Origin of the sequence: Gordonia alkanivorans, from assembly GCF_004011905.1 — a bacterium.
Lineage (GTDB): Bacteria > Actinomycetota > Actinomycetes > Mycobacteriales > Mycobacteriaceae > Gordonia > Gordonia alkanivorans.
Genome location: NZ_CP027114.1, coordinates 4,176,798 through 4,196,914, shown reverse-complemented (window position 1 = coordinate 4,196,914; position 20,117 = coordinate 4,176,798). Strand labels below are relative to the sequence as shown.

The 20,117-nt window shown below is 68.7% G+C and carries 21 protein-coding genes; 11 read left to right on the top strand and 10 right to left on the bottom strand.

Annotated features, from left to right (window positions below; genetic code table 11):
* Nucleotides 1–13: 13 nt before the first annotated feature.
* Both C5O27_RS19030 and sdhC read right to left on the bottom strand, forming a co-directional pair.
* A complete protein-coding gene (locus C5O27_RS19030; protein WP_005195959.1) occupies nt 14–469 on the bottom strand; it encodes a succinate dehydrogenase hydrophobic membrane anchor subunit in 456 nt (151 codons plus the stop codon).
* 12 nt (nt 470–481) lie between these two features.
* Nucleotides 482–886 carry a succinate dehydrogenase, cytochrome b556 subunit gene (gene sdhC / locus C5O27_RS19025; RefSeq protein ID WP_006359200.1) on the bottom strand — a complete coding sequence of 135 codons (405 nt, stop codon included), beginning with the start codon at nt 884–886 and terminating at the stop codon, nt 482–484.
* Between the two features lie 225 nt (nt 887–1,111).
* On the opposite strand from sdhC, the gene C5O27_RS19020 reads away from it, so the two are divergent.
* The 3 genes from C5O27_RS19020 to C5O27_RS19010 are packed head-to-tail and all read left to right on the top strand — an operon-like array spanning nt 1,112 to nt 3,968.
* Nucleotides 1,112–1,516 (top strand): cytidine deaminase, encoded by a 405-nt coding sequence (locus C5O27_RS19020; protein ID WP_006359201.1) that lies wholly within the window; start codon nt 1,112–1,114, stop codon nt 1,514–1,516.
* Complete coding sequence (locus C5O27_RS19015; RefSeq protein ID WP_006359202.1) at nt 1,513–2,856, top strand: thymidine phosphorylase; 1,344 nt, start codon at nt 1,513–1,515, stop codon at nt 2,854–2,856. The genes C5O27_RS19020 and C5O27_RS19015 overlap by 4 nt, the downstream gene beginning before the upstream one ends.
* On the top strand, nt 2,853–3,968 hold the full coding sequence (locus C5O27_RS19010) for an adenosine deaminase (RefSeq protein WP_006359203.1): 1,116 nt from the start codon (nt 2,853–2,855) through the stop codon (nt 3,966–3,968). Before C5O27_RS19015 ends, C5O27_RS19010 begins: the two co-directional genes overlap by 4 nt.
* Here the strand turns inward: C5O27_RS19010 and C5O27_RS19005 are convergent.
* From C5O27_RS19005 to C5O27_RS18995, 3 genes are all read right to left on the bottom strand, one after another.
* Nucleotides 3,965–5,239 (bottom strand): primosomal protein, encoded by a 1,275-nt coding sequence (locus tag C5O27_RS19005; protein WP_127963391.1) that lies wholly within the window; start codon nt 5,237–5,239, stop codon nt 3,965–3,967. The genes C5O27_RS19010 and C5O27_RS19005 overlap by 4 nt on opposite strands.
* A 78-nt stretch (nt 5,240–5,317) precedes the next feature.
* Complete coding sequence (locus tag C5O27_RS19000; protein ID WP_006359205.1) at nt 5,318–6,280, bottom strand: C40 family peptidase; 963 nt, start codon at nt 6,278–6,280, stop codon at nt 5,318–5,320.
* Nucleotides 6,280–6,570: a type VII secretion target gene (locus tag C5O27_RS18995; protein ID WP_006359206.1), complete on the bottom strand. Its 291-nt coding sequence runs from the start codon at nt 6,568–6,570 to the stop codon at nt 6,280–6,282. Before C5O27_RS18995 ends, C5O27_RS19000 begins: the two co-directional genes overlap by 1 nt.
* 188 nt (nt 6,571–6,758) lie before the next feature.
* Here C5O27_RS18995 and upp point away from each other — a divergent pair, with 188 nt between their 5' ends.
* On the top strand, nt 6,759–7,382 hold the full coding sequence (gene upp / locus C5O27_RS18990; protein ID WP_006359207.1) for a uracil phosphoribosyltransferase: 624 nt from the start codon (nt 6,759–6,761) through the stop codon (nt 7,380–7,382).
* 30 nt (nt 7,383–7,412) lie between these two features.
* Here the strand turns inward: upp and C5O27_RS18985 are convergent, their stop codons facing one another.
* The gene (locus C5O27_RS18985; RefSeq protein ID WP_127963390.1) at nt 7,413–8,081 is read right to left on the bottom strand and encodes a hypothetical protein; all 669 of its coding nucleotides are present in this window, start codon (nt 8,079–8,081) and stop codon (nt 7,413–7,415) included.
* A 58-nt stretch (nt 8,082–8,139) separates the two neighbouring features.
* A complete protein-coding gene (locus tag C5O27_RS18980; protein ID WP_006359209.1) occupies nt 8,140–8,943 on the bottom strand; it encodes a purine-nucleoside phosphorylase in 804 nt (267 codons plus the stop codon).
* Nucleotides 8,944–9,042: 99 nt separating this feature from the next.
* Here C5O27_RS18980 and C5O27_RS18975 point away from each other — a divergent pair, with 99 nt between their 5' ends.
* Entirely contained in the window at nt 9,043–9,744 is a 702-nt protein-coding gene (locus tag C5O27_RS18975; RefSeq protein WP_042376755.1) for an enoyl-CoA hydratase/isomerase family protein, read from the top strand.
* Nucleotides 9,741–10,976 carry an amidohydrolase gene (locus tag C5O27_RS18970; protein ID WP_042376757.1) on the top strand — a complete coding sequence of 412 codons (1,236 nt, stop codon included), beginning with the start codon at nt 9,741–9,743 and terminating at the stop codon, nt 10,974–10,976. Before C5O27_RS18975 ends, C5O27_RS18970 begins: the two co-directional genes overlap by 4 nt.
* Here C5O27_RS18970 and C5O27_RS18965 read toward each other — a convergent pair.
* Nucleotides 10,973–11,992 (bottom strand): IS481 family transposase, encoded by a 1,020-nt coding sequence (locus C5O27_RS18965; RefSeq protein WP_127963389.1) that lies wholly within the window; start codon nt 11,990–11,992, stop codon nt 10,973–10,975. The two genes, C5O27_RS18970 and C5O27_RS18965, sit on opposite strands and share 4 nt — an antisense overlap.
* Nucleotides 11,993–12,159: 167 nt before the next feature.
* Nucleotides 12,160–12,642, bottom strand: coding sequence for a gamma-glutamylcyclotransferase family protein (locus C5O27_RS18960; RefSeq protein ID WP_006359212.1), 483 nt, complete (start codon nt 12,640–12,642; stop codon nt 12,160–12,162).
* 331 nt (nt 12,643–12,973) lie between these two features.
* On the opposite strand from C5O27_RS18960, the gene C5O27_RS18955 reads away from it, so the two are divergent.
* The 3 genes from C5O27_RS18955 to C5O27_RS18945 all read left to right on the top strand — a co-directional run bounded on the left by C5O27_RS18955 (nt 12,974) and on the right by C5O27_RS18945 (nt 16,237).
* Nucleotides 12,974–14,377: an NAD(P)H-quinone dehydrogenase gene (locus tag C5O27_RS18955; RefSeq protein WP_127963388.1), complete on the top strand. Its 1,404-nt coding sequence runs from the start codon at nt 12,974–12,976 to the stop codon at nt 14,375–14,377.
* Nucleotides 14,378–14,480: 103 nt separating this feature from the next.
* On the top strand, nt 14,481–15,803 hold the full coding sequence (locus C5O27_RS18950; protein WP_127963387.1) for a hypothetical protein: 1,323 nt from the start codon (nt 14,481–14,483) through the stop codon (nt 15,801–15,803).
* Nucleotides 15,797–16,237, top strand: a complete 441-nt coding sequence (locus C5O27_RS18945; protein WP_006359215.1) for a hypothetical protein — start codon at nt 15,797–15,799, stop codon at nt 16,235–16,237. The genes C5O27_RS18950 and C5O27_RS18945 overlap by 7 nt, the downstream gene beginning before the upstream one ends.
* 19 nt (nt 16,238–16,256) lie before the next feature.
* Here the strand turns inward: C5O27_RS18945 and glpK are convergent, their stop codons facing one another.
* Nucleotides 16,257–17,744 carry a glycerol kinase GlpK gene (gene glpK, locus C5O27_RS18940; RefSeq protein WP_127963885.1) on the bottom strand — a complete coding sequence of 496 codons (1,488 nt, stop codon included), beginning with the start codon at nt 17,742–17,744 and terminating at the stop codon, nt 16,257–16,259.
* Nucleotides 17,745–17,819: 75 nt separating this feature from the next.
* Between glpK and glpD the strand changes: the two genes are divergently transcribed.
* Nucleotides 17,820–19,562, top strand: coding sequence for a glycerol-3-phosphate dehydrogenase (gene glpD, locus C5O27_RS18935; RefSeq protein ID WP_006359217.1), 1,743 nt, complete (start codon nt 17,820–17,822; stop codon nt 19,560–19,562).
* Nucleotides 19,563–19,678: 116 nt separating this feature from the next.
* Entirely contained in the window at nt 19,679–20,101 is a 423-nt protein-coding gene (locus C5O27_RS18930) for a pyridoxamine 5'-phosphate oxidase family protein (RefSeq protein WP_006359218.1), read from the top strand.
* Nucleotides 20,102–20,117 lie beyond the last annotated feature (16 nt).

The following is a 20,117-nucleotide window of genomic DNA, read 5'->3' as shown; positions in this document are numbered from 1 at the left end:
TTCTTGGTCTCCTTTAGCCGACGCTGTTGACGTCGAAGGTGAGGATCGCGTAGGTGCCCAGCACCAGGGTCAGGATCATCGACACGGCCAGCAGCACGTTGAGCCAGAATCGGGTCGAGTCCTTGCGCGAGTAGTCGGCGATGACGGTGCGGACACCGTTGCCGCCGTGCAGCTGGGCCAGCCACAGCATGGTCAGATCCCAGATCTGCCAGCCGGGTGAACTCCAGCGAGCGGCGACGAACGAGGCGTCGATGCGGTGCACGCCGCCGTCCCAGGCCAGCATGATGAACATGTGGCCGATGGTCAGGAAGACGAGGATCAGGCCGGAGAAGCGCATGAACATCCATGCGTTCTTCTCGAAGTTGCCGCCCTTGGGCTTGCGGGGCGAACGGGGATTGTCCAGGCTCGCCGGACGGTCGTGTTCCTTGCCGAGGGTCTTGGCGACACCGGTGGCTTCCGAGGTGGTCATCTCTGGTGTCTCCTACAGGTGGCTGAACAGGATCTGCAGCAGGCGGATCGCGCCGGCACCGAACACGACGACGAACAGGGTCAGGGCGACCCACAGCATCTGCCGCTGGTACTTGGGACCCTTGGACCAGAAGTCCACCAGGATCAGGCGCACGCCGTTGAAGGCGTGGAACAGGACACACGCGACCAGCGCGATCTCCATGAGACCGATGATCGGGGTCTTGTAGGTTTCGATGATCTGGTCGTACTGGTTGGGATCGACGCGGATGACCGCGGTGTCCAACACGTGTACGAACAAGAAGAAGAAGATGGTGACGCCCGTGATGCGGTGCAGAACCCAGGACCACATGCCCGGGTCGCCGCGATACAGGGAACGTCGACGCACCGGGTCAGGTGCGACTTCGGTCGAGGTGCTCATCGGAAAAGTGGCCTCCAACATCGTCGATGGACGCGTCGAATCGGCATGCTCCGACTCGACCATGGACCCATGACAAGAGACTCTAAACCCATGCCCATTCCGGTGATAAATTGCCCGAACCGATTTGAGGCACAAGACATTACGACTTAGGTTTGCCTTACCCAAGCCTTTGCGCCGATGAACTGCGCATGTCCGGTTGGTTACACCATTTGCCAGGAGGTGGGCGTGAGTACCGAAATCCAGTGGAATGTCCTGCGACACAGAGCAACTGAGATGCTGTCCCATGCCTACGCCCCGTACTCGCACTACCCCGTGGGGGCCGCGGGAGTCACCTCCGACGGGCGTGTCGTCGCAGGTTGCAATGTGGAAAATGTCTCATACGGTCTGGGGATCTGCGCCGAGGTCTCGCTGGTCGCACAGTTGATCTCACAAGGTGACAGGTCCCTGCGTGCGGTGACCGTCACCGACGCCTCCGGCAAGGTCCTGATGCCGTGCGGGCGGTGCCGGCAGGTGCTCCTCGAACACGGCGGCCGTGACCTCCTCGTCGATCACCCCGCCGGTCCGCGTCTCCTCTCCGACCTGCTGCCTGACGCCTTCGGGCCCGACGACATCGCCCAGGTCGTGTCGTGACGTCGGAGATCGAGACCGCCGACGAGGTGATCCACGCCGTCTCGGTCATCGCGACCAAGCGTGGGGGCGGCGAACTCAGCGACGCGCAGATTGCGTGGATGGTCGACGGCTACACCCGCGGCGAGGTCGCTCCGGAGCAGATGTCGTCGTTGTTGATGGCCGTCTATCTACGCGGGATGAACCGCCGGGAGATCGCGACCTGGACCCGCGCCATGATCGACAGCGGACGTCGAATGGACCTGACGGGCCTGCGTCGAGACGGCCGTCGGCTGATCACGGTCGACAAACACTCCACGGGCGGCGTCGGCGACAAGATCACGTTGCCCCTGACGCCGCTCGTCGCGTCGTTCGGCGTCGCGGTGCCGCAGCTGTCCGGTCGGGGTCTGGGCCACACCGGCGGCACCCTCGACAAGCTGGAATCGATCCCGGGCTGGCGGGCCGAGTTGAGCACCGAGGAGATGTTCACCCAGCTCGAACGCGTCGGCGCGGTCATCTGCGCCGCCGGCGCCGACCTCGCTCCCGCCGACCGCAAGCTCTACGCGCTGCGTGACGTCACCGGGACGGTCGAGTCCATCCCGCTGCTCGCCACCTCGATCATGAGCAAGAAGATCGCCGAGGGCACCGGCGCGCTGGTCCTCGATGTTAAGACCGGATCGGGCGCTTTCCTGCCCGACGAGTCCGATGCCCGCGAACTGGCGTCGACGATGGTCGAACTCGGACACGACGCCGGGGTCGACACCCGGGCGCTGATCACCGACATGAGCGTTCCGCTGGGCCTGACCGTCGGCAACGCCGTCGAGGTCGCCGAATCGATCGAGGTGCTCGCCGGCGGCGGACCCGCCGACGTCGTCGAGCTGACCCTGGCACTCGCTCGCGAGATGCTCGACGCCGCAGGCCTTCCCGACGCCGATCCCGCCGAGCATCTGGCCAACGGCCGGGCGATGGACGCCTGGCGGTCGATGATCTCCGCGCAGGGTGGCGACCCGGATGCCCCGCTCCCGGTTGCCCGGCATCAGGATGTGTTCACCGCCGCCCGCGACGGCGTCGTGACCGGCATGGACGCGCGTGCGGTGGGGGACGCGGCCTGGCGACTGGGCGGTGGACGGTCCAAGCCCGGTGAATCGGTCTCGGCGGAGGCGGGTGTCATGATCCACGCCAAACCGGGCGACCGTGTCCGCGCCGGCCAACCGCTGTTCACCTTGCACACGCAGGATGAGGACCGGATCGCGGGCGCGCGCTCGAGTCTCGGTGGTGCGGTGCGGATCGAGGACACCGATGGCGACACGAGCGGCGTCGGCGACCGGCCACTGATCATCGATTCGGTTAGGTTCACAAGATGACGACGCTGGATCCGGCGCATCTCACCCTCGCGCCCAAGGTGCTCCTGCACGACCACCTCGACGGCGGGCTGCGGCCGGCGACCGTCCTGGAACTCGCGCACGACGTCGGCTACGACGGACTGCCGGTCGACGACGCGGTCGGGCTGGGCCGCTGGTTCCGCGAGGCCGCCGACAGCGGGTCCCTCGAGCGATATCTGGAGACCTTCACCCACACCGTCGCCGTCATGCAGACCGTCGACGCTCTCGAGCGGGTGGCGCGTGAGTGCGTGGAGGACCTCGCCGACGACAACGTCGTCTACGCCGAGGTCCGCTACGCACCCGAACAGCATCTCGAGGCCGGGCTCACCCTCGACGAGGTGGTCGAGGCGGTGCTGCGCGGATTCGCCGACGGTGAGCGGATCGCCGCCGACCGCGGGAAGACGATCATCGTCCGCTGTCTGGTCACCGCGATGCGGCACGCGGCCCGCTCGCGGGAGATCGCCGAACTCGCGGTGCGCTACCGCGATCGCGGCGTCGTCGGCTTCGACATCGCCGGCGCCGAGGCCGGTCACCCGCCAACCCGTCATCTCGACGCCTTCGAGTACATGCGCGCCAACTCCGCGCCGTTCACCATCCACGCGGGCGAGGCATTCGGCCTGCCGTCGATCCACGAGGCCATCGGCTTCTGCGGCACGGACCGTCTCGGCCACGGAGTGCGCGTCTTCGACGACGTCGAACTCCCCGACGGCGTCGACCTCGCAGCGCACTCCTTCACCGGGGCGAAGCTCGGTCTGATCGCGAACATCGTGCGCGACAAGCGGATTCCGCTCGAGCTGTGCCCGAGTTCGAATGTGCAGACCGGGGCGGTCAGCTCGCTCGCCGAGCACCCGTTCAACGTGCTGGCCCGACTCCGGTTCCGGGTCACCGTCAACACCGACAACCGGCTCATGGGCGACACCACGATGAGCAAGGAGTTCGGCCTGCTCGCCGACCAGTTCGGTTACGGCTGGGCCGATTTCGAACGCTTCACGGTCAACGCCATGAAGTCGGCGTTCATCCACTTCGACGAACGGCTCGATGTGATCGACGACGTGATCAAGCCGGGTTACGCGGTACTGCTCGGCTCGGGCTAGCCTTTCTTGACGAGCCGGGTCTCGAAGTCGTGTTCGAGCGCGCGCCAGGCCTCGGCCTCGTTGTCGAACGGTCCGCTCGGGGCCATCCGCTTCGGGTCGGGGTTGACGGTGTAGTCGACGAACCAGCCGAGGGGAGTCGACGTGCCCAGTGCCTCGTTGACGGTGTCGTCGCCGGCGTAGTCGGCTGCGTCGGTGAACAGTTCGACGGCGAGGTCGAGCTGATCGCGGTCCATGCGGCGGGGTCCGTCGGCGATGTCCTCGGCGAGGCCGGGCAGCACGTAGACGTTGTCGTCGATGACGTCGAATTCGAGTGAGCCGTTGGTGGCCTCGGTCCGGATGTCCTCGAACGTCATCAGCTCGGCCAGATCGTGGGCGTTGTCGTCGGCGAGGAAACGTGAGAGCGACCGCGCCGAGGTGAACACGAAGATCTTGCCCTTGGCGCCCAGGAACACCGGGTCGTCGCCGAGGTAGCAGCGCAGCGTCAGGTACTCGTTGCCGCTCGTGACAATCTTGATCGGGTCGATGCCGACCGACGCCCAGAAATCGTCGTCGTCGTAATCGTCACCGTCATCTTCGTCGTCGTCCTCGTCTTCGTCTTCGTCGACGGTGTCGTCCGCGGTCTCGACGATCTCGATGTCGTCGTCGTCCGGTTCGTCTTCGTCTTCGGCGGAGGCGGCGGCCTCGAGTTCGGCCTCGGCGGTCTCGACTGCCTTGGCGTCGACCTTCGGCGTGGTGATGACCTCGTCGATGGCGTCGAGGACGTCGTCCCAGTGCTTGGCGATGAGACGGCCGATGCGGACCCAGAGGTCGGTGCCCTCGCGGCCCTCGAAGTTGCGGGTACCGGTGGTGACCGCACCCAGGATCGGGTTGCCGTTGAAGAACTTCGTGATCGCGGTCAGTTCGCAGACCTCACCCAGGATGCGCACGATCTCGAGCGCGTCCTCGAGTTCGGCGATGACCTCGGGGGTCGGATCCTCGGCGGCCAGCTCGGGCACGCCCACCAGGTCGTAGGTGTGGCGCTCGTCCGGGATCAACTCCTCGGCCTGCACGCCGACGATGGTCGGCCACGCCGGATGCTCGACGAGGTCGTTGTCGTCATTGGTGCGGACGAAGGCCGCGAGCTCGGCGACGCCGGGCAGGACGTAGAGATCCTCGTCGAGACCGAGGAACGCCTCCCACTCGTCGTCACCCTCTCGCCAGCGGGGTGCCCACAGGGTGAAGCTGTTTCCGTCGGTGAGTCCGAGCTCAATCGGGACGATGTCTCCGGCCATGGGGACACAGCCTAGCGATTGATCGCCGTGGATCCAGTAGTGCCCCCACAGAGGCCGAACGGTTTTCGTGCCGAGTCGTCATCGGGGCCGGAAGAATCCTTCGAAGGTCTGGTCGAGATTCGTGGTCCGAACCGGTGAGACGCCGACCGGATCGCCGGCCTCGATCATCTGATCGTTGCCGATGTACATGGCCACGTGCCCGGACCACACGGCGAGATCGCCGGGCTGTAGTTGGGCCTGTGACACGCGGATTCCGGCGGTGTCCTGATCCTGGGCCAGGCGGGGGAGATCGAGACCGGCCTGCCGATATGCCCATCTGGTGAAACCGCTGCAGTCGAAACCGGCGGGCGTCGTCCCGCCCCAGAGATAAGGAACACCCCGCTGGCTCAGTGCCGCGCGCACTGCCTTCGCCGCCCGCTCGTTCGGCGCGTACGCCACCGAACCGTCGGGGAGCGTGATCGGCACGCCTCCGGACACCGGCGACACCGACAGTCGCTCAGCGGTGGCCGGGTCGCTGGTGGTCGTGACCGATGCGGGTGCGATCCGCCGGCCGAGGGCCGCCATCGCATCGGTGTCGGAGCGGAGGTCGGCACGTGTGCGAGCGACGATCTCGAGACCACGGCCGAGATGCCCGGCCGCCACCGGCAGCATCGTCAGCAGCCCGGCCGGGGTGAACAGCTCGCTCCCGAAGGCGCGAGCCCGACGTTCGAGGGAGTCCACCAGGCCGAGGAGTCGGGTCGACGCCGACTGCACTTTTCCGCCGGCGCTCTCGACGAGGCGGGCGAAGTCGTCGGCGTCGTCGGTCAGCATGCCCATGCTCTGCTGAACTCGTCCCGTGGCGTCGACGGCCGCCGCGGCGCCGGAGCCCTCCCAGTGCGTGCGCACCGCTTCGGTCGCGGCGGTCGATCCACGGCGTGCGGCGTCGACAGCATCCGCTGCGGCACGGATCGTCTCCGCCGGATTGCCCGGCGCGAGGACGCCGGTGCCCAGCGCGGCGACGAGCTGTCGTAGGGGTTCGGCGAACATCGCGGCGTCGAGCATCAGAGGGTGAACCCCCGGTCGGCGGCCGCGCAGTCGCAGGCGAGGTAGGTCTCGTCGGCGCGGCGGGTGGCCGACGCGACCTGTTCCTGCCGCGCCGCCGTCGTCTCGAGGTTGCTCCGGTGGACCCGAAGGAACTCGACCACCGCGGCGAGGAACTCCGCGCCGATGATCCCGAACGTGATCGCGAGGTCGACCAGAGCCGCCTCGTCGGTGCGGGCCTGATCGCCGACCAGCACGCTCCCGGCGCGGTGCGTCGACGAGAATTCCTGCAGCGCCGGTGATTTCGTCATCAGGACGGTTTCCCGGGCATTCCCGGGAGGGGGGAGGATGGCGGATGGGGCCGTGGATCGCGGGCTCATGGGTTTCTGACGCGGCGGGCGTCGGTTCGGTTCCATCGGGTGCGATCGAACCTCGTCGGCGGCGTTGCGCGATACCTCAATGCGCACGTGGGTGAGGCACAGGAAATAGTCTGGTCGGCATGGAACGCCTGATCGTCGACCATCCTCTCGCCGCCGCTCGTCTGACGACGATGCGAGACGAGACCACCGACAACGCCGGATTCCGTGCGGCACTCTCGGATCTCACCCAGATGCTGATCTATGAGGCTCTGGCGGCCGCGCCCCGTGCCGACCTCGAGATCAAGACGCCACTGGTCCCGCACACCGGATCACGGCTGGCGAAGCCGCCGCTGCTGGTCCCGGTCCTGCGTGCGGGCCTCGGGATGGTCGAGCAGGCGCATGCGATGGTGCCCGAGTCCCGGGTCGGTTTCGTGGGCATCGCCCGCGACGAGGAGACCGCCCAGCCGGTGCCGTATCTCGAGTCCCTGCCCGAGGACCTCTCCGGGCTGCCCGTCTTCGTCCTCGACCCGATGCTCGCGACCGGCGGGTCGATGCTGCACACGATCGAACTGCTCGTCGCGCGCAACGCCACCGACATCACCGCGGTCTGCGTCGTCGCGGCACCCCAGGGTGTGGAGTTGCTCGAGAAGTCGGGCCATCCGTGCCGTCTCGTCGTGGCCGCGATCGACGAGGGCCTCGACGACGTCAACTACATCGTGCCGGGACTCGGCGACGCCGGCGACCGTCAGTTCGGCCCGCGCTGACGGAGATCCGGGCCGGCCGGTCGTGATCGGTCAGCCGGGTGACGACCAGTAGGCGAGCATCGGTTCGTTCGCCAGAACCGAACCGCCCTCCACGATGGTGAGACTCGCCGGGGACACGAGGTAGCGGACGGCTCCGTTGCGTGCCTCGAAGGTGTTGCCGACACGGGTCGGGAACTGCAGCTCGATGCCACCCTCGGGTGCCTGCCCCTTGTAGTACCAGCGACCCGTCTGGTTGCCGACCTGGCAGATGACCACGCGCGACCGGGAAGTCTGACCGATCGCGACCGCCGGGTCGTCGGCGGCGTTGCAGCGCGGGCCGGTCACGAATCCCTGCCAATCGGCGCCCGCCACGGGCGGGGCGGGACGGTTCGTCGGCGGCGACGGCGTGGTTGTGATGGTGGTCTGGGTCGTCGGCGGGGACTGGGTGACCGTGCTCGTGACCGTCGGGAGCTCCGAGGTCGTGGAACTCGCGGCGACCTCGTCGGACGATTCCTCGTCGGCAGGTATCAGCAGGAATGCGGCCAGCACGCCCGCGACCACCAGCAGGATGCCGGCGCCGATGGCCACGAGGACCGCGGGTGATGTCCACGGCGAACGCGGCGGTGGGGGCGGCGGACCCTGCGGATGGCCACCCGGCCCGTAGGCGCCCGGGTACCCGCCGGGCGGGTAACCGCCGGAACCGTCGGGTGGGTAGGTCATGGTGCTCCTCGAGTTCTGTCGGGACTCGTCGGGGGAGGAATCGCCGCCGGGATCGGTTCTACAGCTCGCCGATGATCTGGGCGAGCAGTTCGCCCATACGCGTCGCCGATGTACGCCCGACCTCGAGTACCTCGGCGTGACTGAGGTGTTCACCGGTCATCCCGGCGGCCAGGTTGGTCACCAGCGAGACCCCGAGGACCTCGAGTCCCGCGGCCCGGGCGGCGATGGTCTCGTGCACCGTGGACATGCCGACCAGGTCGGCGCCCAGCGTGCGCAGCATGCGGATCTCGGCGGGGGTCTCGTAGTGCGGTCCGGGCAGGCCGGCGTAAACACCCTCGGCGAGCGCCGGGTCCACGCGGCGGGCGATCCCGCGCAGCCGCGGGGAGTAGGCGTCCACGAGGTCGACGAACTGCGCGCCGACCAGCGGGGAACGCGCGGTCAGGTTGAGATGGTCGGAGAGGAGCACCGGCTGACCCACCGACATGTCCTCGCGCAGACCACCGGCGGCGTTGGTGAGCACGACCGTGTGGACGCCGGCGGCCGCCGCGGTACGCACCGGATGCACGACCCGCGCGAGGTCGTGACCCTCGTAGGCGTGAATCCGGCCGAGCATCAACAGGACTCGGCGGTCACCGACCCGCACGGAATGGATCACGCCACCGTGGCCGGCAGCCTTGGGCGGGGTGAAGCCGGGGATCGAGGACATCGGCAGCGAACGGATCGGTGCACCGAACGCGTCGGCCGCCGGGGCCCACCCGGAACCGAGGATCACGGCCACATCGTGTGCGGCGGCGTCGGTCTCGGCGGCGATGGTGGCGGCCGCGACGATGGCCGCGGCGTCGGCGTCGGCAGTGGGATCCATGCGCCAACCCTAAACGGTGATCCCGACGCCGGTGCGGCACTGCGGCGTCGTGCGAGCGCCGTGCGCGGAGTGGACTCCGCGGAGCGATAAGGTCAGTTCATGCCATATCTCAACGAGGTCGGGGAGGTCGTCGAACTCCATCTCGGGGCCAAGGGCGCCGAGCTCGACGAGTCGAACCCCGAGAACCGCTTCCGTCTGGAATGGCTCGACGAGGTGGAACGGTTGCTCGCTGAGGTGAGCGCCGACCCGAAGCGTCCGCTGGTGCTGACCGCGACCGGCAAGTTCTTCACCAACGGGCTCGACACCGACCACATCTTCGCCGCGCCGGATCAGCTGCCCGCATACCTCGACCGGGTGCACGCGCTGTACGCCACGATCCTCACCCTCCCGGTGCCGACGGTGGCGGCCGTCAACGGGCACGCCTTCGGCGCCGGCGCCATGCTCGCCCTCTGCGCCGACCACCTGGTGATGCGTACCGAGCGCGGATTCTGGTCGCTGCCCGAGGCGGCCCTGAACATGCCGTTCACCCGCGGCATGTCGACGCTTCTGCGCACGCGACTCACCGACCGGACCGCGACCGAGGCGATGTACACCAGCCGCCGCTACGGTGCCGCCGATGCGGTCGCCGCCGGCATCGTCGACGAGGCGGTGGAGGCGGATCGACTGACCGCCCGCGCCGCCGAGATCGCCACCGCCCGTGCCGCGACGGTGGGTCCCAACCTCGCGCTGATCAAGCGGGGACTCCGCGGACCGCTGCTCGCCGACCTCGCCGTCCCGACTCCCGCCGGGGTCCTGTCGTGACCGGTGCGCAGGCGGGCAGCCTGCCCGACGCGTCGAAGATCATCGACGCATGGCTGGCCGCGCACGGTCCTCGGTTGATCGCCTGGCGACGCGACCTCCACGCCCACCCCGAACTGTCCCGGCAAGAGGTGCGCACCACCGAACTGGTGATGGCCGAGCTGTCGGCCGCGGGGCTCGACCCGCGTCGGCTCCCGCTGGGCACCGGCGTCGTCTGCGACCTCGGGCCGGCCGGCGAACCGCGGATCGGCCTGCGCGCCGACATGGACGCGCTGCCCGTCACCGAACACACCGGCCTCCCGTTCACCTCGACGGTCGAGGGTGCGTCCCACTCCTGCGGACACGACGCCCACACGGCGATCCTGATCGGCGTGGCCAAGCTCCTGGCCTCGGCCGGACCGCTCCCGGTGGGGGTCAGGCTGATCTTCCAGGCGGCCGAGGAGGTCATGCCCGGCGGTGCGCTCGACGCCATCGAGGCCGGAGTGACCAGCGGGCTCGGACGCATCTTCGCGCTGCACTGCGATCCGCGTCTGCCCGTCGGCACCGTCGGCCTGCGGTCGGGTCCGCTGACCTCGGCGGCCGACCACATCGACCTGCAACTCCACTCCGCGGGCGGCCACACGTCCCGCCCGCACCTGACCGGCGACCTGATCTACGCGATGGGCACCGTGATCACCGGGCTGCCCGGGGTTCTGTCGCGGCGCGTCGACCCGCGCTCGGGAACCGTGATGGTGTGGGGTGCGGCCAACGCCGGCAGCGCCGCCAACGCCATCCCGCAGGAAGGCAGGATGCGCGGCACGGTACGCACCGGCGACCACGACACCTGGGCCGCGCTCGAACCGCTGGTCCGCAGCGTCGTCGGCGAACTCCTGGCGCCGCTCGGCGTGCGCTACGACCTCTCCTACTTCCGGGGTGTGCCGCCCGTGGTCAACGACGAGATCGCCGTGGGCATGCTGGAACGCGCGGTCGCCGCGATCGGCCCCGACGCCGTCGCCGCCACTCCGCAGTCACCCGGCGGCGAGGACTTCTCCTGGTACCTCGAGCAGGTGCCGGGCGCGATGGCCCGGCTCGGCGTGTGGGACGGTTTCGGCCCGCAGGTCGATCTGCACGCACCGAACTTCGACCTCGACGAACGTGCCCTGGCGATCGGTGTCCGCACCCTCGCGGGCGTCGTCCTCAACGCGCGCAGCGCCGCCGGCGAACCGCCGGAGCTCACGCCGCCGTTCGCGCCCTAGGTGTTCTGACCCGCCAGGTTGGGTACGCGGTCGGCGGGTGAGTTGCCTCGGAGTGCGGTGTGGCCGCGTTCGTGATTGTAGATGCGAAGGAACTCGGGGAAGGCTGCGACGCGTTCGGTTTCACTGAGGTAGGGACGGGCGTAGGCCCATTCCTCCTGGAGGGTCCGGTTGAATCGTTCGACCTTGCCATTGGTTTGCGGCCGGTACGGTCTGGTCCACTTGTGCTTAATCCCGTTTTCGTCCAACAAGTCCCGGAATATTCGGGACCGGTAACAAGAGCCGTTGTCGGTCATCACTCGCGCGGTGGTGACACCGATCGAGGCGAAGTGCGCCAACGCCCGAGTCATGAACGCGGTCGCGGTTTCCTTCTTCTCATCAGCGAGGATCTCGGAGTAGGCGTAGCGGGAGTGGTCGTCGACGGCGTGATGCAGATACGCGTACCCCAGGTTGGGGCGGCCAGCAACTTTGCGGGTTCGTCCAGGCTCGCGGTGGGCACTGGAGTTGCGGGTGCCCTGGGCGCGGCCGTGTACGCGATGTCCACCGCCGTCGGGGATTCTGCCGAGCTTTTTGATGTCGACGTGGATCAAGTCTCCGGGCGCTTGGTGTTCGTACCGGCGAATCTCGCGTCTGCGGGCACGTACCGGCGCCCCGGTTGCCGGGTCGATCCACGACAGTCGTAGGCAGCCGTAGCGGGTGAGGATGCGGTGCACCGTGGAGACGTTCAACCCCAGGTGGTATCCGATCCGGGCTGGCCCCCAGCGGCGGGAGACGCGTAACCCGACGACCCGGCGTTCCCGGCGCCGGCTGGTGCGATGCGGACACGATCGGGGCCGGCTGGACCGATCACCCATTCCGGCCGGCCCGTGGTCGCGGTAGCGATCCGCCCATCGCTTGGCCGTGGTGACTGACACGTTGAACCGGTCAGCTGCGCGGCGCAGTGGCCACCGGTCGTCCACAACACACCGAGCCAGACGCAACCGGCCAGTCGGGGACAGCGGTGAATTACGGTGGGACATGAAGACCTCCGGGTTGAGGAGCGGTTCTTAGACAGCTCCACACCTCACTCGGAGGTCTTCCCTATGTCACGTCGACTCGCCGAACTCTGTACCTAACGTCCCGGGTCAGTACACCTAGGCCTCAGGGTTCGACGGGCCCCGGCCTCAGGATTCGACGGGCCCTGGCCTCAGGATTCGACGGGCCCTGGCCCGGGGCCGACGTTGCGCGACTCGCGCAACCGCAGGTCCTGCACGTAGTCGGCGGGGGCACCGGCGATCTCCGCCGCCTCGGCCATGACACCGAGGTAGCGGGCCGAGGGGAGACCGCCCTCGTAGGCGTCGAGCACGTAGAGCCAGGCCAGCACGGGGCCGTCGGCGGTGTCGACGCGGGCGCGGATCTTGCGGTGGATGCCGAGTTCGGAGCCCTCCCAGCGGTCGAGCAGCTCCTCGTCCTCGGTGGTCACGTCGTACAGGACGACGAAGACACGGGCGTCGGGGTCGTCACGATCCTCGGTGACTGTCGCCAGGGATCCCTCCCAGCCGATGTCGCCGCCACCGAAGGTCAGACGCCACCCGCGAAGCCATCCGGTACCCGACATCGGCGAGTGTGGCGCACGTTCCGCCATCTGCTCGGGATGCATGTTGCTTCCGTAGGCTGCGTAAATCGGCACGGATGGAGCCTAGTGGGTCGGGGGCGACTCCGGAAGGCGACAGGCAGGGGTGAAGGAGTGGCGTACGACGCATGCGGGGCCACCACCTGAGTGTTGCGGAACGATCCGGACTAGGTTGGTACATGGCGCGACACCATGCGACGGTCCGCCACACCAGAGCGACGCACCACCCCGCGGGGCTCGACCCAGTCGGATCTGCCGTCGGACACCATTCGGTCGGACGCCCGCCGGTCCGGCGCCAGCCAGTTCGCCCATTCGACAACACCACATCGGGCGCGCGGTGCCCCACGAGGGCAGCCGCGGCGAGACCGGTGAAGGACAGGAGTGCACAGTGACCAGGATCGTCATCATCGGCGGTGGCCCAGCGGGATATGAGGCGGCGCTCGCCGCGGCCGCGTACGGAGCCGACATCACGGTGATCGATTCCGACGGCATCGGTGGCGCCTGTGTGCTGTGGGACTGCGTGCCCTCGAAGACCTTCATCGCCTCCACCGGCATCCGCACCGAGGTCCGTCGCGCCGTCGATCTCGGCATCAACATCAAGGCCGACGACACCCTGATCACGCCTCCGCAGATCCATCAGCGTGTGCGCGACCTCGCCTTCGCCCAGTCCGCCGACATCAAGTCACGACTCGTCAGCGAGGGCGTCAAGCTGGTCTCCGGTACCGCCGTGCTCGACGAGACGCAGGTCGGCGTCTCGACCCACAGCGTCCTCGCGACCCTCGCCGACGGCAGCACCCAACGCTTCGACGGCGACGTCGTCCTGCTCGCGACCGGTGCGTCGCCGCGCATCCTGCCCGACGCCCAGCCCGACGGCGAACGCATCCTCACCTGGCGTCAGCTCTACGACCTCGAGGAGCTGCCCGAGCATCTCGTCGTCATCGGTTCGGGTGTCACCGGCGCCGAGTTCGTCCACGCCTACACCGAACTCGGGGTGAAGGTGACGCTGGTGTCGAGCCGCGACCGCGTGCTCCCGCACGAGGACGAGGACGCCGCCCTGGTGCTCGAGGACGCCCTCGCCGAACGGGGCGTCGAACTCGTCAAGCATGCCCGCGCCGACAAGGTCGTCCGCGACGGCGACACCGTCACCGCCCATCTCGCCGACGGGTCCACCGTCACAGGTAGCCACGTGCTGATGACCGTCGGCTCGATCCCCAACACCGCGAACCTCGAACTCGGGCGGGCCGGTGTCGAGGTCGACAAGGGCGGCTACATCCAGGTGGACCGGGTGTCGCGGACCTCGGTGTCCGGCATCTACGCCGCCGGCGACTGCACCGGCCTGCTACCGCTCGCCTCGGTGGCCGCCATGCAGGGCCGCATCGCGGTCTACCACGCACTGGGCGAGGGCGTCAGCCCCATCAAGTTGAAAACCGTTGCATCGGCGATCTTCACGCGTCCCGAGATCGCCACCGTCGGGGTGTCGCAGAAGGCCATCGACGCCGGCGAGTACCCCGCCCGCACCGTGATGCTGCCGTTGGCGACCAACGCGCGCGCCAAGATGAGCGGCCTGCGCCGCGGCTTCGTGAAGATCTTCTGCCGCCCCGCCACCGGCGTGGTCATCGGTGGTGTCGCGGTTGCCCCCAACGCCTCCGAGCTCATCCTCCCGCTCGCCCTCGCGGTGCAGAACAAACTGACGGTCGGCGATCTCGCACAGACCTTCTCGGTGTACCCGTCGCTGTCCGGGTCGATCACCGAGGCGGCGCGTCAGCTCGTCCGTCACGACGATCTGGACTGACAATCGGCGACTCCTCTCGATCGCGGTAGGGTCGTCGAGAATCCGCCCGGGGGTCGGGCGCACCGCGACGTTGGGGGGAAGATGTCGTGACGGGGTCGTTCTCGTGACAGGGCCGTTCGCCCAGAACAACCGTGGCGTGTCGAACGCGCCGTCCTTCGGCGGCGGACGCACCGACTGGGCCGGCATGGGCATCGACGAGATCATCGACACCCTCCGCACCATGAAGCCCGGCCAGGCGGCCGGTGACGTCGAGACGATCCTCAAGGCGATCGACGCGGTGCGCCGTGCGTCGGAGCGGATGGCGGCGATGTTCGGCGACGACCTGCGCGGCCTCGCCTCCGACACCGCCCTCGAGGCGGGGAAATCGTTGTCCGACGCCATGCAGCGGAGTGTGGAGACGGCGACCGTCGTCGGTGAGGCCCTGCGCAGCGCAGTCGGGATCGTCGGTGCGACACGGGATCAAGAAGGTCGGCTGCGTGAGCTGCAGCAGCATCTCCGCGAGAATCCCGAGGACGCGCCGATGGTGCGGTTCGAGGCCGACCGCACCATGTCGGGCACGTACTCGTCCCCGATGCAACGGGTCCAGCATTCGCTTCCCGAGCCCACCGGACCGGACGATCTGGTCCGCGGCATGGGCGGCGTGTCCGGGGCCGGAGGTGCATCGGGTTCGGGTTTCGAGGCACCCCGGGGCCAGGCCGCGAACACTGTGGACGCCGGGGACTTCGGACGTCCCGGTGGCGGTGCGGTCCCCGTCGCGCCCCGCGGAGCGGCGCCGGGACCGGCGGCCGGGGGGCCCGCCCCGGTCACCCCGGTGTCGTCGTCGGCGTCCCCGTCGGGCTCGTCCGGTGGTCGTGGCGCCGACGACCCCGACGGACTTCTCCGCGGCGGCCAGGGAACCCCGGGTGGCATCACACCCGGCCTCGCCGGCTCCGGTCGGACGGGGATCGGCGGCGAATCCCGTTCCGGCGGAACAAGTTCCGGTTCAGGATCCGGTGGAGGGCCGATCCCGGTCGTCGGGCCACTCCCGCTGTCACCGTCGTCGCCGGGGGTTGCGACGCCCGCAGCGTCGACGCCGCCCGCCGCGAGCGCTGCCGCACCGCGTGCCGGGATCACACCACCGGTGGGTCCCGCCGGCGCGCCGCCGACAGGCCGCCGACCCGGGGCCGAGAACGACGACCAGCACAAAGCCGCACCCTATCTGCACAATCGTGAGCACGGCGCGGAGATCGTCGGCGATCTGCCGCTCGTCGGGCCGCCGGTCATCGGCGACTGGATTCCCCGCCCGGCCTCGCCCCTGTCCGAGACCCCGGCTTTCCGGCCGACGCCGGGGGAGGTGCTCACCCCGTCGGATCGTTCGCCGGGCACCTCCGACACGCGCACCGACGGCGACGAATCGTCGCCGAACACGCGGGGCCGGACATGCTGAGCCGGGTCGACCGGCTGCCCGGGGGTGTCGCCCGGCTGGCCTCCGCCGTACCCGACGAGGACATCGTCCGGTGCCTGCACCTCCTCGTCGCCACGGTGATGGACGTCACGGGCGCGTCGACGCCCGAGATCCGCGACGTGATCCGGCAATGGCGGCAGCAGGGAAGTGCCGACCCGGCGGGTGTGGGCGCGTTGAGAGTGGTCGCCGCGCAACAGGATTTCGACTCGTTCGCGCACCAGCGGCGCGGCGACGTCGACGCCCAGCTGGACAGCTTCCGGCGGGCCCGGGCTCTCGACTGTGTCCTCGCCGCCATGTCGGTGTCGACGACGGCCGAGGCTCCGCGAACGGCCCTGCGGGAGGCGGCCTACGAGGCTGCCGCGGCCCTCGGCGGCAGTGCGGGCGTCGTCGGCGTCCTTGCCGATTTCGTCGTCTGAATCACGCCGGACCGGTGAATCACGCCAGACCGAAGCTGTGCTCGACGGCCCGGTTCCACTCGGCGTACAGGCGGTCCCGTTCCTCCTCGGCCATGGTCGGCTTCCACCGCTTGTCCTCGGCCCAGTTGGCGCGGATGTCGTCCTCGCTCTCCCAGAACCCCACGGCCAGACCGGCGGCGTAGGCCGCGCCCAGCGCGGTGGTCTCGTTGACCACGGGTCGCACGACCGGGACGTCGAGGATGTCGGCCTGGAACTGCATGAGCAATTCGTTGACCACCATCCCGCCGTCGACCTTGAGCGTGGACAGCTCCATCCCGGCGTCGGCCTGCATCGCCTCGATGACCTCGCGGGTCTGGAAGGCGCTGGCCTCCAGCGCAGCTCGGGCCAGGTGGCCCTTGTTGACGAAGCGGGTCAGGCCGACGATCACGCCGCGGGCATCCGAACGCCAGCGCGGCGCGAACAGACCGGAGAACGCCGGGACGAAGTATGCGCCGCCGTTGTCGTCGACCTCCGCGGCCAGCCTCTCGACATCCGCCGCCTCCGAGAAGAGACCGAGATTGTCTCGCAGCCACTGGATGAGCGATCCGGTCACGGCGATCGACCCTTCGAGCGCATACCGCGCCTCCTGGTCGCCGATGCGGTAGCAGACCGTCGTCAGCAGGCCGTGCTCGCTGAAGACCGGCTCGGTGCCGGTGTTGAGCAACAGGAAGTTCCCGGTCCCGTAGGTGTTCTTGGCCTCGCCGGGGTTCAGACAGGCCTGACCGAAGGTGGCGGCCTGCTGGTCGCCGAGGATACCGGTCAGGGGGACGCCGGGCAGTGGGCCGTTGCCGCGCAGCGAGCCGAATTCGCCGGACGAGCTGCGGATCTCGGGCAGCATGGACATCGGGATGCCCATCTCCGCGCAGATCTCCTCATCCCAACTCAACGTCCGCAGATCCATGAGCATGGTGCGTGAGGCGTTGGTGACGTCGGTGACGTGCTGCCCGCCGTCGACACCGCCGGTCATGTTCCACGCGATCCAGGAATCCATTGTGCCGAAGCACAATTCACCAGCCTCGGCGCGCTCGCGCAGACCGTCGACGTTGTCGAGCAGCCAGCGGATCTTGGGCCCGGCGAAGTAGGTGGACAGCGGCAGACCGGTGCGTTCGCGGTAACGGTCGACGCCGACGTCGCCGGCGAGCTCCGTGCACACGTTACCGGTGCGGGTGTCCTGCCAGACGATCGCGTTGTGGACCGGCTTCCCGGACTCGCGGTCCCAGATCACCGTGGTCTCGCGCTGATTGGTGATGCCGCAGGCGACGATGTCCTTGGCGGTCAGCTCGGCGGAGGCCAGCGCGGCGGCACCCACGCGGCGCGTGTTGCGCCAGATCTCGGCGGCGTCGTGTTCGACCCAGCCGGCCCGCGGGAAGATCTGTTCGTGTTCGAGTTGTTCGACGCCGACGACGCGTCCCTGGTGGTCGAAGATCATCGCCCGGGTGGAGGTGGTCCCCTGGTCGATCGCCGCCACGTATTTGCCTGAACTGCCCACGCCGTCAGTGTCGCACGCTGTGGTGCGGCCCGAGATCAATTAGGCTCGGCGAACATGAACACCGAGTTCAACCCGGACCGGCCGGCGGACATGGGCCCGCTCTACCGAGCCGAAGCGTGGCGGCGGCTCGGAGAAGAACAGTTCGACGTGGTCGTGATCGGCGGCGGGGTGGTCGGCGTAGGTGCCGCACTCGACGCCGCCACGCGCGGTCTGCGGGTGGCGCTGGTCGAGGCCCGCGACATCGCCTCGGGCACGTCGAGCCGGTCGTCGAAGATGTTCCACGGTGGCCTGCGCTACCTGGAACAACTCGAATTCGGGCTGGTGCGTGAGGCACTCAAGGAGCGCGAGCTCTCACTACGGCTGCTGGCCCCGCACCTCGTGAAACCCCTGCCGTTCCTCTATCCGCTGACGCAGCGGGTCTGGGAACGGCCGTATGTCGCGGCGGGGATCTTTCTCTACGACCGCATGGGCGGCGCCAAATCGGTGCCCGGGCAGAAGCATGTGACCCGTTCGGGTGCCCTCCGCGTGGCGCCCGCGCTCAAGCGCAGCTCGCTCATCGGTGGAATCCGGTACTACGACACGGTTGTCGACGACGCGCGGCACAGTCTCACGGTGGCCCGTACCGCGGCCAACTATGGCGCGGTCATCCGCACCTCGACGCAGGTGATCGGTTTCCTCCGCGAATCCGACCGTGTCCTCGGCGTTCGCGTGCGCGACACCGAGAACGGCGACGTCACCGAGGTGCGCGCCCACTGCGTCATCAACGCCGCCGGGGTGTGGACCGACGAGGTGCAGGCGTTGTCCAAGCAGCGCGGGCACTTCAAGGTGCGCGCGTCGAAGGGTGTGCACATCGTGGTGCCGCGCGACCGGATCGTCAGCGAGACCGCGATCATCCTGCGCACCGCCAACTCGGTGCTGTTCGTCATCCCGTGGGAGACGCACTGGATCATCGGCACCACCGACACCGACTGGAACCTCGACCTCGCGCATCCGGCCGCCACCCGGGCGGACATCGACTACATCCTGGAACGCGTCAACGAGGTGCTGGTCACCAAGCTGAACCACGACGACATCGAGGGCGTCTACGCCGGTTTGCGACCGCTGCTGGCGGGCGAGGACGACGAGACGTCGAAGCTCTCGCGTGAGCATGCCGTCGCCACCGTGGCACCGGGTCTGGTGTCGATCGCGGGTGGCAAGTACACCACCTACCGGGTCATGGCCGCCGACGCCGTCGACGCGTGCAACGACTTCATTCCCACCCGGGTGGCGCCGTCGATCACCGAGCGGGTGCCGCTGCTCGGTGCGGACGGATACTTCGCGCTGATCAACCAGTGCGAACATCTCGGGGAGCGATACGGCCTGCACCCGTACCGGGTTCGGCGACTGCTCAACCGCTACGGCTCGCTGATCGACGACGTGCTCTACTACGCGCAGGAGGACAGGTCGCTGCTCGCACCGCTGGCCGCCGCGCCGCAGTATCTGCGCGTCGAAGTGGTGTACGCAGCGGTCGCCGAGGCCGCGCTCCATCTCGAGGACGTGCTGGCCCGGCGCACCCGGATCGCGATCGAGTACTCGCACCGCGGCGTCGACTGCGCCGGCGAGGTCGCCGATCTGCTCGCACCCCTTCTCGGGTGGACCACCGAGAAGCGCGACTTCGAGGTGGCCAACTACATCGCGCGCGTCGAGGCCGAGGTGGCGTCGCAACAGCAACCCGACGACGATTCCGCCGACGCACTGCGGGCGGCCGCGCCCGAGGCGCGTTCGGAGATTCTCGAGCCGGTACCCGTCCCGGAGTGAGATCGCCGGTTTCGCCGGTTCGGTGACATTGTGTTCCGGATGAGTGGGCCGTTGGCCTCTGTTCGGTCCGACGTCCCCGAGGCAGGATTGAGGGTGGGGGAGAGAAGGGACTGGTCATGACAGAGACTCCGGTTCAGGTCCTCGGCCCGCAAGAGGCATGGGAACTACTCGGCTCCGCCGAGCTGGGTCGTATCGCGTTGAGCGTCAACGGTTCACCCGACATCTTCCCCGTCAACTACCACGCCGCGGACGGCAAGATCACGCTGCGCACCGGTGAGGGGACGAAACTCTCCGAAGTCGTCGTGAACAACCGCGTGGCGTTCGAGACCGACGCCCACACCGACACCGGCGGCTGGAGCGTCGTCGCCAAGGGAACGGCACGCGTTTTGACGTCGTTCGGCGACATCGAGGCGGCCGACAAGCTGCCCCTGCGCCCGTGGATCGCGACGGTGAAATACAACTACGTGGAGATCGCCGTCGAGGAGATCACCGCGCGCCGCTTCGAGTTCGGGCCCGAACCCGAGCGCTATCCCGTCTGAGCTCCGCAAACCCAGC

Excerpts from the sequence above, each read along its gene's own strand:
- C5O27_RS18945 (WP_006359215.1), top strand. The coding sequence starts at position 15,797 with ATGCTGAGCCGGGTCGACCGGCTGCCCGGGGGTGTCGCCCGGCTGGCC.
- C5O27_RS19010 (WP_006359203.1), top strand. The coding sequence starts at position 2,853 with ATGACGACGCTGGATCCGGCGCATCTCACCCTCGCGCCCAAGGTGCTC.
- upp (WP_006359207.1), top strand. The coding sequence starts at position 6,759 with ATGGAACGCCTGATCGTCGACCATCCTCTCGCCGCCGCTCGTCTGACG.
- C5O27_RS18995 (WP_006359206.1), bottom strand. The coding sequence starts at position 6,570 with ATGACGAAATCACCGGCGCTGCAGGAATTCTCGTCGACGCACCGCGCC.
- C5O27_RS19005 (WP_127963391.1), bottom strand. The coding sequence starts at position 5,239 with ATGGCCGGAGACATCGTCCCGATTGAGCTCGGACTCACCGACGGAAAC.
- C5O27_RS19030 (WP_005195959.1), bottom strand. The coding sequence starts at position 469 with ATGACCACCTCGGAAGCCACCGGTGTCGCCAAGACCCTCGGCAAGGAA.
- C5O27_RS18975 (WP_042376755.1), top strand. The coding sequence starts at position 9,043 with ATGCCATATCTCAACGAGGTCGGGGAGGTCGTCGAACTCCATCTCGGG.
- C5O27_RS19000 (WP_006359205.1), bottom strand. The coding sequence starts at position 6,280 with ATGCTCGACGCCGCGATGTTCGCCGAACCCCTACGACAGCTCGTCGCC.
- C5O27_RS18980 (WP_006359209.1), bottom strand. The coding sequence starts at position 8,943 with ATGGATCCCACTGCCGACGCCGACGCCGCGGCCATCGTCGCGGCCGCC.
- C5O27_RS18930 (WP_006359218.1), top strand. The coding sequence starts at position 19,679 with ATGACAGAGACTCCGGTTCAGGTCCTCGGCCCGCAAGAGGCATGGGAA.
- C5O27_RS18965 (WP_127963389.1), bottom strand. The coding sequence starts at position 11,992 with ATGTCCCACCGTAATTCACCGCTGTCCCCGACTGGCCGGTTGCGTCTG.
- glpD (WP_006359217.1), top strand. The coding sequence starts at position 17,820 with ATGAACACCGAGTTCAACCCGGACCGGCCGGCGGACATGGGCCCGCTC.
- sdhC (WP_006359200.1), bottom strand. The coding sequence starts at position 886 with ATGAGCACCTCGACCGAAGTCGCACCTGACCCGGTGCGTCGACGTTCC.
- C5O27_RS18985 (WP_127963390.1), bottom strand. The coding sequence starts at position 8,081 with ATGACCTACCCACCCGACGGTTCCGGCGGTTACCCGCCCGGCGGGTAC.